The sequence below is a fragment of the Marinomonas sp. S3726 genome (assembly GCF_000967665.1).
GTDB lineage: Bacteria > Pseudomonadota > Gammaproteobacteria > Pseudomonadales > Marinomonadaceae > Marinomonas.
In genome coordinates this window covers 1-19,972 of sequence record NZ_JXYC01000043.1, presented here as the reverse complement: position 1 = coordinate 19,972, position 19,972 = coordinate 1, and the positions used below count along the sequence as shown (strand labels likewise).

The window sequence follows — 19,972 nt, the reverse complement described above, 5'->3', positions numbered from 1 at the left end:
AAAAAATGGCAAATTAATGAACGAATTACAGTTAGAAAGATATAGTCGTCAAATATTACTCCCCAATTTTGATATCGAAGGCCAGCAAAAGCTGATGAATGCGAGAGTCATGGTGATTGGCCTAGGTGGACTTGGTAATATCGCATCTTGTTACTTGGCCGCAGCCGGTGTTGGGCACTTAACCTTAGTTGATGATGATGTGGTTGAATTAAGTAATTTGGCAAGACAGGTGCTTTATAAGCAAGATGATGTTGGTGTTGCTAAAGCCCAAGCTGCCAAGACGCAAATTGCTCAAATGAATGATGAAGTTGCGGTTGAGGTTTTACTTGAACGCCTTGATGAAGCGTCATTAGCTCAGAGAGTGACAGCTTACGACCTGGTACTTGATTGCACTGATAACTTTAAAATTCGTCAGATTGTTAATAAATTATGCCATCAACATAAGATAAATCTTGTTTCTGGCGCTGCTATTCGTTGGGAAGGGCAGGTGCAATCTTTTCTTTTTGCTGAACATAGTAAGATTTGTTACCAGTGTCTTTACCCTAACCTTAATGACACTAATTTAAACTGTTCACAGTCCGGTATTATTAGTCCTGTTGTCGGCTCTATTGGTGTGCTTCAGTCATTAGATGCCATAAAAATCTTATCTGGTTGTGGTCGAGTTCAGCATGCCAAACTCAGAGTTTTTGATGGGTTCGATGGCATTTGGCGAGATATTAATTTAACCCAAGACCCTGAGTGCGTTATCTGTACTTAAACTCAGACTTTATAAAATAAATTTATGAAAAAGGCATATGCCAGGGTTGAATTACGATAGAAGAACTCTATCTCTCTAATAGTTAAAATTCGCTAATAATACTTGGTGAATTTGGGTAGACTAACGATCCGATTTAATAGGCTCAAACTCATAACCTCAGTGTCATGCAAGAATTGATACGCAAAGCAATTATGACTTTAACCTAAACATATACGACAAGATTTAGCTTTCAAGGAGCGCATCAATGAGTGACGTTAAGCACGCAAAATTAATGATTCTAGGTTCTGGCCCTGCGGGTTACACCGCTGCTGTATACGCTGCGCGTGCAAACCTAAACCCTGTAATGATCACTGGTATGCAAATGGGTGGTCAGCTAACCACTACGACTGATGTTGATAACTGGCCAGGTGATGATCAAGGTGTGCAAGGCCCTGAGTTAATGGAGCGTATGCGTAAGCATGCTGAGCGTTTTGAAACAGAAATCATTTTTGACCAAATTGGTAAAGTCGATCTGCAAAACCGCCCATTCCGCCTAGAAGGTGATGACGGTGTTTATACTTGTGATGCGTTAATTATCTGTACTGGTGCAAGTGCCCAATACTTAGGTCTTGAAAGTGAGACTGCATTTATGGGGCGTGGTGTTTCTGCTTGCGCAACATGTGATGGTTTTTTCTATCGTGGCCAAGACGTTGCTGTAATCGGTGGTGGTAACACGGCTGTTGAGGAAGCTCTATACCTATCTAACATTGCTAAGTCTGTGACTGTTATTCACCGTCGCGATAAATTCCGCAGTGAAAAGATTTTGGCTGACAAAATCATGGAAAAAGCGGAAAACGGTAACATCAAGATTGAGTGGAACTCTCAACTAGATGAGGTGCTTGGCGATGATGCTGGTGTAACTGGTATGCGTATCCTGAACAATGAAACAGGCGAGAAGAAAGAGATTGATCTTGCTGGTGTCTTTGTTGCAATTGGCCATAAGCCAAATACAGATATTTTTGCTGGTCAACTAGAAATGAAAGATGGTTACTTGAAAGTAGAATCAGGTTCCCACGGTAATGCGACTCAGACAAGCATTGAAGGTGTTTTCGCAGCGGGTGATGTAAGTGATCACATTTATCGTCAAGCTATCACATCAGCTGGTACTGGCTGTATGGCTGCATTGGATGCTGAGCGTTTCCTAGATAACGACTAGTATTTGTAAGTATAAAAAAACCAGCTTTATGCTGGTTTTTTTATGTCTAAAATTTAATCATTTAAAATGCTTATTTTATTGGGCGTTATAGGTTTCAATGCCTTCTATAATCGCTTTTTTAGCTTCTTCGGCATTTGCCCAACCTTCTACTTTTACCCACTTGTTTTTCTCTAGTGTTTTGTAGTTTTCGAAGAAATGCTCTATTTGATTGCGTAGTAATTCTGGCACGTCATCAATGTCTTTAACATCAGTATAAATACTGGTTAATTTATCATGGGGAACTGCCAGTAGTTTCGCATCAGTACCGGCTTCATCTGTCATATTTAATACACCAACAGGGCGACAGCGAATAACAGATCCAGGCAAAATGGGATGTGGTGTGATGACCAATACATCTACCGCATCACCATCATCAGCAAGGGTGTTGTTAATGTAACCATAGTTAGCAGGGTAGAACATAGGAGCCGCCATAAATCTGTCTACGAGTAGGGCGTCCATGTCCTTGTCAATTTCGTATTTTACTGGCGAACTTTGAGCCGAAATTTCAATTGTGACATAAATATCATTCGGCGCATCTTTGCCCGCAGGTATCTGTGAGTAGCTCATGCTTCTTCTTCCATCTGGCCAATATATGAGCAATATTATAAAAGTTCGTATAGTCTGATGCCAGTACGACTTTGGTTGTGTTTGGGAATAATCCCCAATCTTATTGCTAATTTCTCAATAAAAATGTGAAGAAATCTACTTAACTTATTGCTTTCTTTCTAAATTTAGCTAGTCTTATGGATAGATCAAAATCTAGTCGCGAGGACAGAAATGACTAAATCAGAGCTTATAGAGCTGCTTATAGATCAGCAATCTCATTTGCCTGTTCAAGATGTAGAGCAAGCTATTAAGGCTATGCTAGAGCATATGTCAGAAGTATTAGCAGATGGTGAACGTATCGAAATCCGTGGTTTTGGCAGCTTCTCTTTGCACTATAGAGCGCCGAGAGTTGGCAGAAACCCTAAAACCGGAGAATCTGTTGAACTTGTGGCGAAATATGTACCGCATTTCAAGCCAGGTAAAGAATTAAGAGAATTGGTTAATTCGCCAGCGATTGAGACTGACGAGCTAAATTAATTCTATTTTTTAACTCGAAATCTATTCAAGATCACGGCATAATGACGCCAATATCCATCTTGTAGGTGTTGTATGCTTAAGTGGTTTTCGCGTGTAATTTTTGCCCTAGTCCTTATCTTTTTCTTATTGGTAGGGATATTCTTTGCTGTCCGTAACCCACAACCAGTGAGTTTAGATCTGGTTTTCTGGCAGGCACCTGAATTCAGTGTCTCGCTTTACCTTCTTCTAGCCTTCGCACTTGGTGCTTTTGTGGCCATCATTGCGAGCAGTGTTGTGCTTTTAAGAGCCGAAAATCATGTTCGAGTACTTAGCCGTCGTTGTACAAATGCGCAAAAAGAATTGGATTCTTTGCGCAAAGCTACATTAACGAAAGATTTAGACATCAGTAGGGAGTAATAGGGTTGTCCGAGATTTTGCTTTTCATTGTTCTATTCGTTGCGCTTTTAGCCGGATGGATAATGGGTCGACGCAAGAACTCGTCTGCAGTTGATAAAAGTAAATTGGCTGTACCTCCAGATTACTTTCGTGGTTTAAACCACTTACTTAATAACCAACATTCTGAAGCGATTGATGCCTTTGTCGACTCGCTGCAAGTTAACTCAGAAACCTTTGATATTCACCTTACCCTTGGAAATCTTTTTCGTAAAAAAGGTGAAATAGAAAAAGCCATCAATGTTCACCAAAACCTTCTTGCTCGTCCAGAAATCACACCCCGTGAAATGCGTTTGGTGCAGCTTGAGCTAGCCAGTGACTTTATGTCTGCAGGTTTGTTGGATAGAGCAGAAAGACTGTTACTTAATATAGCGGCGAAACAAACAGAGTTTCAGCCGACTGTATTAGCCCTTTTGGTCGATCTTTATGAATTTGAGCAAAGTTGGGATCAAGCAATACAAATTGGCCATCAACTTTATCAACTGAATAAAAAGCAGGCTTTGGCTAAACGTCTTGCTCATTTTCATTGTGAAATCGCAGATGAGAAGCATGCTAAGAATAAATCAAAAGAGGCCTTACAAGATTATCAAAATGCACTTGATATGGATGAGAAGTGTGTTCGCGCGAGCATGGGGGCTGCCGATGTTTTTATTGCGCAAAAGCGTTATCGAGACGCAATCAAAGAGTTAAAGCAGGTTGCTAATCAAGATAAAGACTTTGTTCCTATTACCGTAGACTTGCTAAGAGATTGCTATGAAAAGGTCTGGGGTAACAGTGGTTTTACCAAGTTTTTGCAAGAACAAAACAGAACATCACCATCAGCCACTGTTATTTTAGCGTTAGCTCAGCGCCTATCGAAAGATAATAAAGATTATGCTGAGATCTTTCTGATCGATCAGTTACGCAAGCACCCAACGATTAAAGGTTTTCGTGAGCTGGTTCAAATGCAACTTAATGAAGCAACTGATGAAGCCAAAGAGCACCTTGAAGTGCTTTATGAGTTGCTAGACCAACTCACAGAAAACAAACATAAATACCTTTGCCGCCAATGTGGCTTTTCGGGTTTTCAACTACATTGGAAGTGTCCAAGTTGTAAAAGTTGGGGAACCGTTAAACCGATTCACGGCTTAGAAGGCGAATAAGTAATACTGTTAATTTTAACATCTCTTGTATGAGGATACTAAATGACCTGCCAATCTCCTATCGTAGTTGCTCTAGATTACCCAACCATGGCGCAATCAATTGAAATGGCTAAACGCCTTGATCCTAGCCAATGTAGAGTGAAAGTAGGGAAAGAACTTTTTACCACAGCGGGTCCTGTTATTTTAGATGAACTACATAAACTGGGTTTTGATATTTTTCTAGACCTTAAGTTTCATGACATTCCAAATACGGTCGCGAATGCAGTGAGTGTTGCAGCAAAGGCGGATGTTTGGATGGTGAATGTTCACGCTACCGGTGGCCGTCGTATGATGGAAGCCTCAGCGAATGCACTAGAGTCTATCGCATCTCAATCAGGTAAGGATAAGACCTTATTGATCGCTGTTACTGTATTAACCAGTATGGATCAATCTGATCTTGCTGAAATCGGTATCGATTTAACACCTGAAGAGCATGTAAGCCGTTTGGCGAAACTGGCTCAATCATCTGGTATGGATGGGGTTGTGTGTTCAGCACAAGAGTCGAAAATGCTATCAACAGCGTTAGGTAAAGACTTCGCCTTAGTTACGCCAGGTATCCGTCCGGTTGGTGCAGAACAAGGCGATCAAAAGCGTATTATGACACCACAAGAAGCAATGGCGGCGGGGAGTCACTATCTTGTTATGGGCCGTCCTATTACTCAAGCGGCTGATCCAGTAGCTGTGCTAACAAGTGTGAATCAAAGTTTAGTCAATAAATAAGCAAAATTACTTTTCTCAACTTGAGAATCCGGTAAGAGAGATTATAGTTAACTGGCTGATTGACAAGGGGTTGATCAGCTCAGTAAATCTTCATGATTTATGATAACTAGGCCTTTGTGCCATCAATAGAAAAAGGAGTTTTCTATGATGAATCTTGTGTGCGTCTCGTATATTTGTAATATCCGTACTTCTCTTAAAACCATGTTCTTGGTATCAGTTTTTCTACTTTCGTGTGTTTTTACGCCAGCATTTAGTGCAACGCCTCTTGACGTCAATACGGCAACGGCAGAGCAGTTTGCCGCTGTTATGACGGGGGTCGGTCGTAAAAAAGCCCAAGCAATCGTCGAATATCGTAATGAAAACGGCGCCTTTACAGAAGTTGATGAGCTTATTTTTGTGAAAGGAATTGGACCATCTTTACTTAAAAAGAATCGTGATTATTTATCGATTGGGCCAGGAGAGGAGTATAAAGAAGAGAAATTGGCTGATTTACCTTTATAAATCTAAGAACCTCTTCTATGTTTATCTACTGATGTAGATAGTCTCCTCGTTAGGGTTTTTACCCCAAGCTCCAGGCAAGGAGCTTGGGGGCTTTTTAGTTTTTATCCTCTTTTAAATACTTAATTCTTAATGGATTTTATCGCTTGATGCTGAGTTAAAAACACTTCACCTGTTAACTCGGATATTAGGTGCGTATCTCTAAGTTTATCCATAATCGGGCCTTTAACTTCTGAGAAATGTAGAGCAATATTGGCTGACTTCAATCTTTGCATCATGGTCTCCAGACTTTCCAGCGCGCTTATATCTATCATATTGACGGCATTGCACATGAGTACCAGATGTTCGACGTCAGGTCGTTCGGAAATGAGTTCAGTGACTTTTTCTTCAAGGGTTCGACAGTTAGCGAAGAAGAGGTTTTCATCGATGCGAAGGGTGAGAATATTTGGCTCTACCTCTACTTCATAGCGCTCTACATTACGATAATGCTCAGTGCCTGTGAGGTTGCCGACAATGGCAATATGAGGATGACTTGTGTGCCAAAGGAAGAGAAAGATAGATAGACAAACCCCTGCCAAAATACCTGTTTCGACACCAAAGAGTAATACGATGCTTAGTGTGCCTAGCATGGCAATACCATCATGTTTTGAGTAATGCCAAGCATGTATGATGGCTTTAAAATCAATCAGGGCGAATACGGCTAATAATATAGTTGAGGCAAGTACCGCCTTTGGCATATAGAAGAATAAATCAGTTAGGAAATAGAGGGTTAAAAGCACAAAACTTGCGGAGACTAAACCGGATAGCTGTGTTTTTGCACCCGCTTCATCATTAATTGCTGATCGTGAAAAACTGCCCGCGACAGCTAATCCACCGCTTAATCCAGATACGATATTTGCCCCGCCTAAACCAACTAATTCATTATTTGAATCAATCTTTTGTCGTTTTCGTGTAGCAAAGGCTTGGCTGATTGAAATGGACTCTATAAAGCTGACCAGACCGAGAATAGCAGCCGCTGGTAATAAATCTGATACTAGATTAAAGCTAAAATCCGGCATGGATAAAAGTGGTAAACCACTGGGTACTGTGCCAACTAGTGCAAGGTTGTGAGAGGCTAGGGCAAATTCATAGCTAATAAAAGTAAATAAGCTAATGGCGAGAATAGGCCCAGCTTTGCTTAATAGTACAGACGTGTCTTTTGATAAGCCCAATACCTCTAGAAACCTCGATGCATAGCGTTTTAATAAAAGGAGCAAGATTAAGGAGCTTAGCCCAATGATCAAACTAATTGGATTAATGTTATCGAGCTGATAATAGGTTCCCTCGATAATCTCAAGTAAGGAGGCACCTGATACAGAAATCCCTAAAAAGTGTTTTATCTGACTTGCCGCTATGATGATGGCAGAGCCTGTGACAAAACCTGAAATGACAGGGTGACTTAATAAGTTTGCTAAAAAACCCAGTTTTAAAAAGCCTAGTAGTAAAAGAATGACACCCGATAGCATAGCTAGGATCAGCGCAATCGTGTTGTATTCAGGTGTACCTTGTAAGGCGAATTGGCTGCTAAAGGATGCGGACATCATGGCGATTAAGGCCGCAGGACCAATAGCCATAGTGCGGCTAGAGCCTAAAAAAGCATAAATGAAAAGAGGGAGTATACTGGCATAAAGGCCCATTTCTGGTGGCAAACCAGCTAATAATGCATAGGCAAGTGCTTGGGGAACCAGCATGATAGATAAGATACTTCCAGCCACTAAATCCGCACCAAAGTTTTTACGCTTGTAGTGTTTTATCTGGTCGATACCTGGTATCCAATAAGCTAATTTAGTCATACTTAGTCCCTATATTATTTAGTTGTATGACTAACTGGAATCTTCAAGTAACTCGCGCCATTGGTTTCTGATTCAGGTAGTTTGCCTGCTCTCATATTGATTTGCACCGCAGGCCAGATCAACTTTGGCATATTCAATGTTGCATCTTTAGTGCTACGCATCTGAGTGAATTCAGCTTCATTAATCTTGTGATTAATATGAAGATTTGATTGTTTTTGTTCTAGTACACTAGACTGCCAAGCATAGTGATCTCTATTTTCTGCTTTATAGTCGTGGCAGGTAAAAATAAGTGTTTCATCTGGTAGAGAAAGTATCTTCTGAATAGAGTGATACAAAGTATTGGCATCTCCACCGGGGAAGTCGCAGCGAGCAGTGCCATAATCTGGCATGAATAGAGTGTCGCCAACAAAGCATGCACCATCCACATAATAACTAATGCAGGCAGGAGTGTGGCCAGGTGTGTGTAGTACCTGAATGAGAGTGTCGCCTAGAGCGAGTTCATCACCTTCACTTAATAACAAGTCAAACTGTGAGCCATCTGTGGCACAGGTGTCTTTGAGGTTTAATAAATCAGTAAAAATACCTTGTACTTGTGTGATTTCTTGGCCAATAGCAACCTGACCACCGAGTTGCTCTTGCAGATAGGGTGCTGCCGATAAATGATCCGCATGGACGTGGGTTTCAAGAATCCACTTCAGTGTGAGTACATTTTCCTTGATATGCTCAATAAGTACATCAGCAGATTGAGTGCTAGTCTGAGACGATGCCGCATCATAGTCCAGTACAGAGTCAATAATGGCGCAAGTACGACTCTTGTTATCTGTCACTATGTAGGAAACAGTATTGGTTGCATGATCAAAAAAAGAGGTAACCTGAGTGGTTTTCATAATATATCTCTAAATGGAATAAGGTTATTTCTAAATAGTATATATTATTTTTTTTAAAATTCATCTCCACTCTCAAAAGTTCTAATAATCCTTTGATATAAGATGAAATAATTCTCCTCATTGCGGTCAGCTTAAGCAGTTTTTGTTAAACTGATAGATTCAGTGATTATTAGAATGCTAGGAATAACGCCGTGTCTAAAGAGTTTGAAGTTGTATCGCAATTCTCTCCTGCAGGAGACCAACCAAAAGCGATAGAAAAGCTTTCCCAGGGGATAGAAGCCGGTCTTGCTCATCAGACTTTGTTAGGGGTAACAGGCTCTGGTAAAACCTTTACCATTGCTAATGTGGTCGCGAAAGCGAAACGGCCTACTATCATTATGGCCCATAACAAAACACTTGCAGCTCAACTTTATGGTGAGTTTAAAGAGTTCTTTCCTAATAACTCGGTTGAATATTTTGTTTCTTATTATGACTACTACCAGCCAGAAGCCTATGTAGCCGCCTCAGATACTTTTATCGAAAAAGATGCTTCGGTAAATGAACACATAGAGCAAATGCGACTTTCCGCGACGAAAGCCTTATTAGAGCGTGAAGATGTGATCATAGTGGCGACTGTATCTGCCATATATGGATTGGGAGACCCTCAGTCATATTTAAAAATGATGTTGCACCTAGACAGAGGTGATCGTATTGATCAAAGGGATATCTTAAGGCGCCTTGCCGAGCTGCAATATAGCCGTAATGATGTGGTGTTCGAACGCGGCAACTTTAGAGTGCGAGGGGATGTGATTGATGTATTCCCCGCTGATTCAGAAGACACTGCGGTAAGAATTGAGCTCTTTGATGATGAAATCGAAAACCTCTCGTTCTTTGACCCGCTAACGAATAAAACGATTCGTAAAGTCCCAAGGCTGACTATTTATCCGAAAACCCATTACGTCACACCAAGAGAAACCGTAATGGATGCCATCGAACGTATTAAAGTTGAGCTTGATGAGCGTTTACAACAGCTAAAATCCCTAGACAAATTAGTTGAGTTACAGCGTTTAGAGCAAAGAACCCGTTATGACTTAGAAATGATGCAAGAGCTAGGCTACTGCTCTGGTATAGAAAACTACTCTCGATATTTGTCAGGTCGACCAGAAGGTTCACCACCGCCCACTTTATTTGATTATCTACCTGCAAATGCACTCTTGGTTATTGATGAATCTCACGTGACAGTTCCTCAAATCGGTGCCATGTACAAAGGTGACCGATCTCGTAAAGAGAGCCTTGTGGAATATGGGTTTCGTTTGCCATCAGCATTAGATAATCGACCTATGCGCTTTGAAGAGTGGGAGCAAATTAAACCGCAAACTATTTTGGTATCGGCAACGCCTGGTAAGTATGAAGCAGAACACCAAGATTGGGTTGTTGAACAAATCGTAAGGCCGACTGGCTTGATTGACCCTCCAGTAGAAATACGACCTGTTGCCACTCAGGTTGATGATCTTTTATCAGAAATTAACAAACGTGTTCCAAACGGTGAACGTGTCCTTGTCACGACCTTAACCAAGCGTATGGCAGAAGATCTAACTAGTTACCTTTATGAGCATGGAGTTCGCGTACGTTATCTTCACTCTGATATAGATACGGTAGAGCGAGTTGAGATCATTCGTGACTTAAGGCTCGGTGAGTTTGATGTGTTAGTGGGTATTAACTTACTCCGTGAGGGTTTAGATATACCCGAAGTAAGTTTAGTTGCTATCTTAGATGCAGATAAAGAGGGCTTCTTACGTTCCGAAAGGTCACTGATACAAACCATAGGTCGTGCAGCTCGTAATATTAACGGACGCGCTATTTTATATGCCGATAAAATTACTGGTTCAATAGAACGTGCCATGGCAGAAACAGATAGGCGTCGTGCTAAGCAGATTGCTCATAATGAAGAGCATGGCATAGTGCCTAAAGGGGTATCTAAGTCCGTACAAGATATTATGGAAGGTTCATATAACCCAGGTGCAGGTAAAGGTAGGCAGAGTAAAGCCAAAAAAGTGGCGGAAACCTCTGCTGATTACAAAGTAGAAAGTATGGATGATGTGGCAGATGCTCGTAAAGCTATAGTGAACCTTCAAAAAGAAATGGTAGAAGCATCAGAGAATCTTAAGTTTGAACTTGCAGCAGGTTACCGAGATCAGATACGAGCTTTACAGAAAAAATTGAAAGAAGTGGGTGAGCTTTAAACACCCACTTATTACCTAATTCGGCAATAAGCTCGAATAAATATAAATTTGGACAATACTAAACAAGGAAGTGAAAAATAAGCAGACAGAGAAAGGCAGACAATGTCAGATCAAACAGAGACAGAAGAAACAAAAGGAAGGCTAACGACACGTACTGTTGCCATGCCAGGAGATACTAACCCAGCAGGCGATATATTTGGGGGTTGGGTGTTATCTCAAATGGATATCGCAGCCGGTATATGTGCAGGACAAAGAGCACAAAGCCGAGTTGTCACAGTCGAAATTGACCGTATGAGCTTTATTCGACCCGTTAAAGTTGGTGATATTTTAGGTGTCTACACCAGTGTGATAAAAGTAGGGCGCTCTTCAATGGAAATCTTAGTTGAAGCTTGGGTGAGACGAAATCGCATCGGCACAAGAGAAAAAGTAACCGAAGGCGTTTTTAAGTTTGTCGCCATAGGGGAAAATGGCAAATCGACGCCAGTACCAAAAGAGTCAGAATTACCCGACTATGTTCATGATTGGTCCCATGGTTCAGGTATATAAAACTAATGGCAAGATAACGAATTTTAAACAAAAATAGCTGAACAATATCAAACGCTTAAATAAAAATTAGGCATAAAGCTTGCCAAGCTATTTTGCATAGGTATAATTCTCGCAATCAAGTTTATAGGACTATAGCTCAGTTGGTTAGAGCGCACCCCTGATAAGGGTGAGGTCGGCCGTTCAAATCGGCCCAGACCTACCACTTATTTTATAAGTGAATACAAAGACTTAGGTTAGTTTCTAGGTCTTTTTTTTTGGATTTATTTCCAATTTATTTCCAAAATATTTCCACACCTCCTTTCGCAAAGTCTCGGTTTTACCTGTTTTTAGGCATAAAAAAAGCCCCGAAGGGCGTCTTAAAACACGGGCTTTATCCATCATCTTCAACCAACCCCGCTAACCCGATTGGCAGCTTTGCATCTTGCCAATCTAACCGCAATACTGCCAACCTATACGGCACAACTAAGATTAGGATCAGCACACAGTTCGATGACAGAGAAGACGTTTGTTAATCATGTGACAGAAGGACGAAAGAGTTTTATGGCAAGAGTCAGTGCAGAGCTTGTCACCCTGATCAATAAGGAAGAGTAAGCACAAGAGATCTTGGCTGATGCGCTTTCTCGTTCTGAGCTTTCTTGCTCTAATCAAAACAATGAAGCGACCAGAACCATGACCAACTTGCTTGAAGGTAATATCTTAGCGTTAGCTAACAAGCGTTCTAAAAACCATATGAGTATTGAGCGCGTAAAAATCGGTAAAGAGGTGAATAAACACCTTGGTGTGAGCAAACTGGATCAAGCAACCCCCTGCTCAATTAGAGCAAGGCTTAATCTTCATTCAAACTGCGTTAGAAGGGGAGTACCTAGGCAGGGCAGACAACCCAACCAACGAATATGTCGCGTCAATGGAACGCAGGGTAGAGTACTACGAATATAGAATGAAACTCATCCACTCCCACATCACCGCAATGAAAAGAGACTTCAACGACACCATCTTCCCAATACTCAAAATAACCAACCACAGACTATACGGCGACGCCCGAGAACACCTACAGTTCGCACACATGTACAGCAAAGTTTATTAGCGCGGGTGAACAACAAAAACGCCCCAGAAATGCTGGGGCGTTTTTGTTGAGACATAATAAAAAGCATGTAGAATCCGTAAGTAATAACAATGCTTTGAAAGCAGCTGCATCTTCTTAAGTAATTAGAGTATGCTCATTAATAATTTATAAAAGGTAGTCCAATGGACTTTGTAGAGTATTCAGCAATTTTAAAAGAATTTAAGAGTGGTTCTTTCGATTCTATCAGTGATGATTATGATGAAATATGTCGAGCCCAAGATTTGTTAATTGCCGAATTAACGAGTAAAGGTGCAGAAATCAAAGGGTGGAAAGTTGTAGACGATTCAGGTGTTTTAATACTTTCACCCATTTTTGATTTCCAGCTCTTTAAAAGCCATGATGTGTCTTTATCCCAGAAAGAATTGTTAGGGATAGAAGTAGAAATTTGTTATCAATGTTGTGTACCAAAATCAATTTCTGATGTTAAACAGTCTACTGATTTTTGCCAGCCACTAGCTTCAATTGAGATATTACGCCCTAAAATCAATGATAGTAGCTGTAATGCCTGCGACTTTTATTTTAATTATGGTATTTCTGTGTCGAGTCATGCGGTATCAGAAGACTTTAAATTAGAGAATGGGAATGCAAAAGAAATAACCCATTATTTAGGCTGCAACTCTGATTTTTTTGAGGAGAAAAAAGACATTCTCAAGAAAGGAGTATTGGAATGTATCCGTAGAGGGTATGTTGATGATGAATACTTCTTTATGACAGGCAGTTTAAATGGTCTGATTGCTACAAATATATCTATAGGTAGCAATGATGTTATTCATAAAGGTGAAAGGTTAGTTAGTTTAGAAATTTTGTGAAGTAATTAAAGTGTTACTCGTTTCAAAGCATAATAAAAAAGCAGCTAATAGGCTGTTTTTTTACTTATAAAGCTCAATTTATACTGATTAAAAACTAATAAAGGTGTTTTATTTATTGTCTACTAGCTTTTGTGAAAAATGATTTATAATCATATATTTATATTATTGACCTCATCAAAACGAAATTAAAATCAAAGTTATACAACAAGGAATTATCTTTTGGAATCAAGAGGGTTGGAGGTAACAAGCAGCTCGGAAATACATAAGCAAAATCTAATTGGTGCTCTTTGGATGATTACCTCTATGGGGGCATTCGCGATAGAAGATGCTTTTGTTAAAGTGGCAACTAAGAGTATTCCGATTGGTGAGGTGCTCGCCATTTTCGGTTTGGGTGGTATGTTGGTTTATGCAGCTCTGTTGTTTTTAAATCGTGAGCCTCTGTTTATCCCAGAAATTTTATCTCGGTCAATGCTGATAAGAGTTGGCTTCGAGGTAACAGGACGTCTGTTTTATGTGCTTGCGCTCGCCTTAATCCCATTATCTTTGGTTACGGTAATCTTGCAAGCAACGCCTCTCGTTGTGGTTGCAGGTGCCGTTCTGGTATTGGGTGAAAAAGTTGGGATGCGCAGGTGGGCGGCCATTGTTACTGGGCTGCTGGGTGTAATAGTAATAGTTCAACCAGGTACTGAAGGTTTCTCTGAGTTGTCTTTACTCGCAATACTCGGAATGATCTGCTTTGCTGGTCGTGATCTCGCAAGTCGGGTGGCACCTGCAACTATTGGTACATCACTTCTTGGACTTTATGGGTTTGTATCGGTTCTCATAGCAGGAGTGCTTTACTCCATTTGGGCTGATGATCCGTTTGTTATTCCTAAAACTGAGGTATCTTTGTCGCTTTTAGGCGCTATCATATTTGGTGTACTAGCTTATTATTGTTTGATGAAAGCGATGAGAACAGGAGAAGTCTCCGCAGTTACACCGTTTAGGTATATCCGACTTCTGTTTGGTACTGCTTTGGGTCTGCTGCTATTTGGTGAAGCTCTTACACCAGCAATGTTGATCGGATCGGCGTTAATTGTTATATCTGGCCTTTTCATTATTTGGCGAGGTAAGCGCTAGATAATGACTCGGTTTTTCTAAATTCGTGTGCACTCATTCAACTATTGGCCGTAAGTTACTACCAAAGAGTGAAATGTCAGGTAGAAGCATTACCAAATTATGAGAAAACCTACTCTATTTACCGCCCCTATGCCGCCCACGACTTTTAGAGCTAGCCATGAAAAGCTATTCATAATCAGATGTTTAGCGTATCAATTTCCGTTTTGTAAGAAGAGAAGGAAATCTCTAAAATGTAAGGCTGATTTTAATCGAAAAGCTGCTCTTCAGTATCTATATAAAAAAAGCTAGATGTGGTCATAAAAACATGTAAGATCAACTGTTAAAGATCGTACTCAAATGCGATAAGCCAAGATGGGTCAAATATGCAAACAGCCTTCCTTGACCAAATACATTAAATTTAGTGCTTTTTGTATGATAAATATATCGTATAAATGAGGCTATGAATTTTAAATTTAGGATCTAAAAATAAGAGGGAAAAATGCGAGTTTTAATTATTTTTATGATGTTTTTTGTTTCAATATCATCTTACGCTGACTCAGCAGACGATGGTGTCGTTAGTGAAGTATATGCAGATACTTCTGGAAAATTTGCAATAAAGCTAAGAAATGGATCTTCTAATGCAATTAATGAGTGCTCTTCTTATAATGGTTGGATTGGATCTCATAGTGCTTCACAAGTATTAATATCAACAATATTGGCTGCAAAGGCAACTAATACAACTATTACAGCGGTTTATTCAGGCTGTGCTCCTGGTGGACATTGGGCCAATCTTATTGCTGTCTATGCGAAATAATACCAAGCAGCTATTTACACCGGAGTTGTTTTAAGCCGCTTCTGCTTCAGCCTATCAATTTAAAGTAAACCTGCTGATGCAGGCATTAATGCATATGATTCGGAAGCAGCCAATAGGCTGCTTTTTTTGGCCTTGAGATAGCTCAATTAACTCTAAATTGGTGAAGGTTAGATTCAGCTATTACTAATTTTGTGCGAAAAATACACTCTATTTACCGCCCGTATGCCGCCCGAGGCTTTTTTGTATTAGGCATGAAAACTTATTAATAATCAGATGGTTAGAGGGTTAATTTCCGTTTTGTAAAGTGAGAAGGGAATCTCTGATAAAACTAGCTGTATATAGAGTTTATTTTCAAATTACTAAATTGTTAATAAATTTGGCACGCTTTAGCACTATAGATATCTGTGATATGGCACGCTTTGTCATTGTGCCTATTTTTAAAATATGTAGAATCAATAAGTTATGAGAAGGGTGCGAAAATAACAGTACCCAACAAGAGTAATTAGGAATTGAGATAGCGCGTATACGCGTTTAGCCAGGAAGGTTTTCAGTTGATAAATAGCCTTTCTCAAATTAATTAAGCAGATGTGACGTTTTGAGTGCGGTGGATAAACCTAGCAAACCGAGCGTGCGCATTATGAAAATGTTAGATAAAATAAGTATCGAACATAATAGGAAGTAGTATGGAATACGCAGGTTTCTGGAAAAGATTTTGGTCATTTTGTCTAGATACGCTAATTATGGCACCTATAATTGCATTTACATTTTGGGGCAATGAACAGTCTCGCCTGTTCCAACTGTACTATTTGATTCCAAACTTGCTGTTTGGATTATGGTTTTACGTATATTTAGTAAAGCGATATGGGGGAACGCCCGGTAAATTAATATTAAAAATAAAAATTACTAAATTGGACGGCTCCGATGTTAGTTATAGAGAAGCTGCTCTCAGGTATTCTGTCTTGTTTGTTCTTTCAATATTTTCGGCTATCCCAATGATTCTCGCTGCTCAAGGCATGTCTGATACCGAATACTTCTCTATGAATTGGCAAGAACGCTCTCTTGTTCTCATAGAACGCTCGCCAAGCTGGTATAACTTGGTATCGATTGCTATGAATGTTTGGGTTTGGAGTGAGTTTATAGTAATGCTAACGAATAAAAAGCGCCGAGCTATACATGACTTTATAGCAGGCACTATCGTAATTAACAGGCCATTGCCTAACAAAACGCTCAACTCAGATGCAGCGAGCGTCGCTGGTTAGCTTTGCGTTAATAGTTATTATAAGAAAGCAGCCACTCGGCTGTTTTTTTTCGATTTGAGAAAACTCAATTACTCCTAAATAGTCATAGGTTAGTTACAACTATTACGAATAAAGCACAATTTAATTGATAAAAATACACTCTATTTTCCGCCCGTATGCCGCCCAAGGCTTTTTGTATTAGGTATGAAAAATTATTAATAATCAGATGGTTAGAGGGTTAATTTCCGTTTTGTAAGGAGAGAAGGAAATTGAAGAAATACGCGCGAGGGGTATTGCAACCTTAGGAATTAGCGGTTACATTTTGTTCAAGCTGTCATATATGTGTTCGACGGCGATCCCCTTTTAAAGGCTCACAGGTATGTGGGCCTTTTTTAATTCTAGCCTCGCTATTCAGCGGGGCTTTTTCGTTTCTGGATATCACAAACCTATGAAGATCTTGCCAGATGAGCTGTTTGAAATTGCGTTAGCTATGGTGGTTGCAAGTATTGGTGGTGCAGTTAAGTACCTTATTCGAATTCAGCAAGATCCTAGAAAATTCTCATTAATTCAATTGCTTATCACCGTTTTTATTGGCGGTTTTCTAGGAATGATTACTTACTTTCTTGGTATTTCTCTTGGCTTGGCTTGGCTTGGATGGCGGTGCGGCCTTGTCGCTTTTCTCTGGTGCTGCTAATGCAGGCGGTATGGATTTAAGCAACATCGCCATGGCGGGTGCTGATATCGCAGGGGCAGCAGGTAGCCTAACCGAAGTCTTGCCTATGGCAGGCATGATGAAAGGCGCAGGCAAACTTTTTCGTCCGCTAGATATTGCCTTTTCAGGTGCAGCTTTAACCTCAGCCATATCAGAAGGCGACAACGAACAAATCGGAGCCACAGCAGGCGACATGGCAGGTGGCCTAGGTGGTGCAGCCGCAGGGGCAATGGCAGGCGCGGCCATTGGATCAGTCGTGCCTATTATCGGTACAGCAGTTGGTGGTGTGCTCGGTTCTATTGTCGGTGGCCTAGGTGGTGGCGCATTAGGTGAGTGGGCAGGCGGTAAGGTTGGTCGTCTTTTTAATGATGACGAAGACGAAAACCAGCAAGCCAAAGCAACCGCACCAAACACCCTAAACCGCTTAAGCAATTGGCTAGGCGAGCAGCTCCCTAACTGGGTGTCAGAAGACAAAACCGCTCAACCCATAGCCAATGCCAGTACAAACGGGCCAGCTAATCAGCTTGCACAACAGCAAAGTAATACTAAGCAAACCTCAGTGAACTTTGCGCCAGTGATTCACCTAACGCCAACAGGTAACCCAAGTTACGATCAAGAACTAAGCGACCAAATTATCCAGCGGTTAAAGGCCAAACTCACCCCAACCTTAATGGGTGGCTCAGCCGTGGCAATGAGTACGGATGCCAGTTTGTCGGATAATCAAAGTTCTTAGGTAACATTATTAATAAAGATAAACTGCACCTGAACTATATAGGTTGTATTCAGTAGGGTTAGAATTCACTCCAGTCCCTTTTCCGTTTTCTGAAGTTGCTCCAACGGCTAATGTTTTTCCATCAGCAGATAAAGCGAGACTTGTGGAAAATTTGCTGAAACTTCTTGGTCTGCTTGAATGTATATAAGCTTGCTGAGTCCAATTAGACCCAACTCGAGTGAAGGTGTAAACAGCGCCAGTATCAGATTCATTGCTATCAGCTTGACCGCCATTTATACCTATTGAATTACTATCTTCATTAAGAGCCCCAACAGCTAGTGTATTTCCATTAGATGATAGAGCGAGACTTATACCAAAAAGATCGACACTACCTGTATTGCTTGCTTTTATATAGGCTTCTTGAATCCATGATGTATTGTTACGAGTGAAAATATAGACTGCACCAGAATCTACAGCATCATTGTTGGAATGATCTCCATTTATACCTACGCTATTGCTATCTTCACGATGAGCACTTACTGCTAGAGTATTACCATTTTTTGATAATGCCACTTGATAACCAAAATAATCAAATGCATCTGTATTATTTGCTTTCAAATAAGCTTGTTGACTCCAAACTGAGTTGCTTCGTGTAAATACGTAAACAGCTCCAGATTCTGAGGCATCATAGTTGTTTTGATCACCATTAATGCCTGTAGCATTGCTGCTTTCTTCTAAAGAGCCAACGGCTAAAGTATTTCCATCAAGGGATAAGGAGACACTATTACCAAAATAACTAGAATATTTTGTATTACTCGCTTTTATATAAGCTTGCTGACTCCATGTTTCAGTATTATCTCGTATATAAACGTAAACAGCGCCGGAATAAAATTCATTGTTATTAAATTGATCCCCATTTATTCCTGTAGCATTACTACCTTCGTTTTGAGCACTTACAGCAAGGGTATTACCATCAGCAGATAGACTGATGCTTTTGCTAAAAAAATCAGTTCTTCCTGTATTGCTGGCTTTTATATAAGCTTGCTGAGCCCAATTAAAAGAATTGTCTCGAGTGTATACATATACAGCTCCGGAGTTTTGGAAACTATTATTAGCTTGATCTCCATTGACTCCAGTAGCATTACTGTCTTCAGCGTAGGAACCGACAGCAAGAGTATTACCATCGAATGACAGCGCAAGGCTACTACCAAAATAATCGCTATAGTCTGTATTACTTGCTTTTATATAGGCTTGCTGAGTCCAAATATTGTTACTGAGGCTGAAAATATATACGGCACCTGCTGTCTCTGCACTATTGTCTGCTTGATTACTGGCAATACCTGTAGCTAAGCTGTCTTCATGAGCGGCTCCAACAGCAAGGGTCTTTCCATCAGCAGATAATGCAATACTATCTCCAAAACTATCAAAAGAATCTGCATTACTTGCTTTAAAATAACCAATACTAGCAGCTAAGTTATCATTGACTGAGATTGTGTTTGAATCAGTACAGGCACTATCATTACAGCTTTGAAGTATATATTGTGTATTCATGCGAGCATATAAAGGCACTATATGGCTGTAAGTGAATGTGTCACTTGCTATATTTTCGCCGACTTGAATAAATCCTGAATTACCATCCGCATTTTCCATTAACTTGTAATGGGTAGCGCCATCTTTAGCAGGCCAAGTAAAATCAAAGCTTTTAGTTTGGGAGAAAGTGAGCTTAAAGGGTTCTACTGGTACATAAAAATCACTTACAGATAGAGGTGTAGAACTAGTACAGCCAATATCGTTACAGCTTTGTACGATGAATAAAGCGTTTAATCGTGCAGATACTAGTGCGGTATAATTGTAAGGGTCATCATATCCAACTCGGCTAGGTGAAATGCCTGAACCAACACGAGTATAGTTGGATTTACCATCTATATTTTCCCAAAGATTGTAATATGTTGCCCCATCAACATCAGTCCATCTGAAAGTGAAAGCATCTTCTCCAGAAACACTCAGTCTTAAATTGCTAATAGCTAAAGGTGCTGTTGTAGGTGTAGAGCCCGAACCAGAAGAACCTGAACCA

Annotated in this window: 20 protein-coding genes and 1 tRNA gene; 17 read left to right on the top strand and 4 right to left on the bottom strand. The window is 40.4% G+C overall.

Translation table 11 applies throughout. The annotated features are described in order from the left end of the window. The first annotated feature begins 16 nt into the window (after positions 1-16). Both moeB and trxB read left to right on the top strand, forming a co-directional pair. Positions 17-757: a molybdopterin-synthase adenylyltransferase MoeB gene (moeB, locus tag TW85_RS23975; protein ID WP_046019667.1), complete on the top strand. Its 741-nt coding sequence runs from the start codon at positions 17-19 to the stop codon at positions 755-757. A gap of 244 nt (positions 758-1,001) precedes the next feature. Continuing rightward, on the top strand, positions 1,002-1,952 hold the full coding sequence (gene trxB / locus TW85_RS23970) for a thioredoxin-disulfide reductase (protein WP_046019666.1): 951 nt from the start codon (positions 1,002-1,004) through the stop codon (positions 1,950-1,952). A gap of 75 nt (positions 1,953-2,027) precedes the next feature. Here the strand turns inward: trxB and ppa are convergent, their stop codons facing one another. Then, the gene (gene ppa / locus TW85_RS23965) at positions 2,028-2,558 is read right to left on the bottom strand and encodes an inorganic diphosphatase (protein ID WP_046019665.1); all 531 of its coding nucleotides are present in this window, start codon (positions 2,556-2,558) and stop codon (positions 2,028-2,030) included. Positions 2,559-2,738: 180 nt separating this feature from the next. Between ppa and ihfB the strand changes: the two genes are divergently transcribed. The 5 genes from ihfB (at position 2,739) to TW85_RS23940 (ending at position 5,908) form a co-directional block, all read left to right on the top strand. Then, entirely contained in the window at positions 2,739-3,074 is a 336-nt protein-coding gene (gene ihfB, locus TW85_RS23960; RefSeq protein ID WP_269447917.1) for an integration host factor subunit beta, read from the top strand. Between the two features lie 72 nt (positions 3,075-3,146). After that, complete coding sequence (locus TW85_RS23955; protein ID WP_046019663.1) at positions 3,147-3,470, top strand: LapA family protein; 324 nt, start codon at positions 3,147-3,149, stop codon at positions 3,468-3,470. Positions 3,471-3,475: 5 nt separating this feature from the next. Beyond that, positions 3,476-4,648, top strand: coding sequence for a lipopolysaccharide assembly protein LapB (gene lapB / locus TW85_RS23950; protein WP_046019662.1), 1,173 nt, complete (start codon positions 3,476-3,478; stop codon positions 4,646-4,648). Between the two features lie 42 nt (positions 4,649-4,690). Next, a complete protein-coding gene (pyrF, locus tag TW85_RS23945; RefSeq protein WP_046019661.1) occupies positions 4,691-5,407 on the top strand; it encodes an orotidine-5'-phosphate decarboxylase in 717 nt (238 codons plus the stop codon). 144 nt (positions 5,408-5,551) lie between these two features. Continuing rightward, the gene (locus tag TW85_RS23940; protein ID WP_238326290.1) at positions 5,552-5,908 is read left to right on the top strand and encodes a ComEA family DNA-binding protein; all 357 of its coding nucleotides are present in this window, start codon (positions 5,552-5,554) and stop codon (positions 5,906-5,908) included. Between the two features lie 119 nt (positions 5,909-6,027). Here TW85_RS23940 and sulP read toward each other — a convergent pair whose 3' ends face one another. Both sulP and TW85_RS23930 read right to left on the bottom strand, forming a co-directional pair. Beyond that, the gene (sulP, locus tag TW85_RS23935) at positions 6,028-7,737 is read right to left on the bottom strand and encodes a sulfate permease (RefSeq protein WP_046019660.1); all 1,710 of its coding nucleotides are present in this window, start codon (positions 7,735-7,737) and stop codon (positions 6,028-6,030) included. A 14-nt stretch (positions 7,738-7,751) separates the two neighbouring features. Then, a complete protein-coding gene (locus TW85_RS23930; RefSeq protein ID WP_046019659.1) occupies positions 7,752-8,624 on the bottom strand; it encodes an MBL fold metallo-hydrolase in 873 nt (290 codons plus the stop codon). 191 nt (positions 8,625-8,815) lie between these two features. On the opposite strand from TW85_RS23930, the gene uvrB reads away from it, so the two are divergent. The 10 genes from uvrB (at position 8,816) to TW85_RS23880 (ending at position 17,919) form a co-directional block, all read left to right on the top strand. After that, positions 8,816-10,846 carry an excinuclease ABC subunit UvrB gene (gene uvrB / locus TW85_RS23925; protein WP_046019658.1) on the top strand — a complete coding sequence of 677 codons (2,031 nt, stop codon included), beginning with the start codon at positions 8,816-8,818 and terminating at the stop codon, positions 10,844-10,846. Positions 10,847-10,948: 102 nt separating this feature from the next. Continuing rightward, positions 10,949-11,392: an acyl-CoA thioesterase gene (locus TW85_RS23920; RefSeq protein ID WP_046019657.1), complete on the top strand. Its 444-nt coding sequence runs from the start codon at positions 10,949-10,951 to the stop codon at positions 11,390-11,392. A 125-nt stretch (positions 11,393-11,517) separates the two neighbouring features. Next, a tRNA-Ile gene (locus tag TW85_RS23915) sits at positions 11,518-11,594 on the top strand. A 401-nt stretch (positions 11,595-11,995) separates the two neighbouring features. Next, the gene (locus TW85_RS23910) at positions 11,996-12,328 is read left to right on the top strand and encodes a hypothetical protein (protein WP_046019656.1); all 333 of its coding nucleotides are present in this window, start codon (positions 11,996-11,998) and stop codon (positions 12,326-12,328) included. Positions 12,329-12,637: 309 nt separating this feature from the next. Then, entirely contained in the window at positions 12,638-13,324 is a 687-nt protein-coding gene (locus tag TW85_RS23905; protein ID WP_046019655.1) for a hypothetical protein, read from the top strand. Between the two features lie 219 nt (positions 13,325-13,543). Next, entirely contained in the window at positions 13,544-14,443 is a 900-nt protein-coding gene (locus TW85_RS23900; protein ID WP_238326289.1) for a DMT family transporter, read from the top strand. Between the two features lie 478 nt (positions 14,444-14,921). Beyond that, positions 14,922-15,236, top strand: a complete 315-nt coding sequence (locus TW85_RS23895) for a hypothetical protein (RefSeq protein WP_046019654.1) — start codon at positions 14,922-14,924, stop codon at positions 15,234-15,236. A gap of 683 nt (positions 15,237-15,919) precedes the next feature. Beyond that, positions 15,920-16,495 carry an RDD family protein gene (locus TW85_RS23890; RefSeq protein ID WP_046019653.1) on the top strand — a complete coding sequence of 192 codons (576 nt, stop codon included), beginning with the start codon at positions 15,920-15,922 and terminating at the stop codon, positions 16,493-16,495. A 427-nt stretch (positions 16,496-16,922) separates the two neighbouring features. Further along, on the top strand, positions 16,923-17,168 hold the full coding sequence (locus tag TW85_RS23885; RefSeq protein ID WP_162197520.1) for a phage holin family protein: 246 nt from the start codon (positions 16,923-16,925) through the stop codon (positions 17,166-17,168). Next, positions 17,110-17,919: a hypothetical protein gene (locus tag TW85_RS23880; RefSeq protein WP_157197017.1), complete on the top strand. Its 810-nt coding sequence runs from the start codon at positions 17,110-17,112 to the stop codon at positions 17,917-17,919. The genes TW85_RS23885 and TW85_RS23880 overlap by 59 nt, the downstream gene beginning before the upstream one ends. 9 nt (positions 17,920-17,928) lie before the next feature. Here TW85_RS23880 and TW85_RS23875 read toward each other — a convergent pair. Next, positions 17,929-19,972: FG-GAP repeat protein (locus TW85_RS23875; protein WP_052702400.1), on the bottom strand; the 2,044-nt coding region annotated here is incomplete at its 5' end.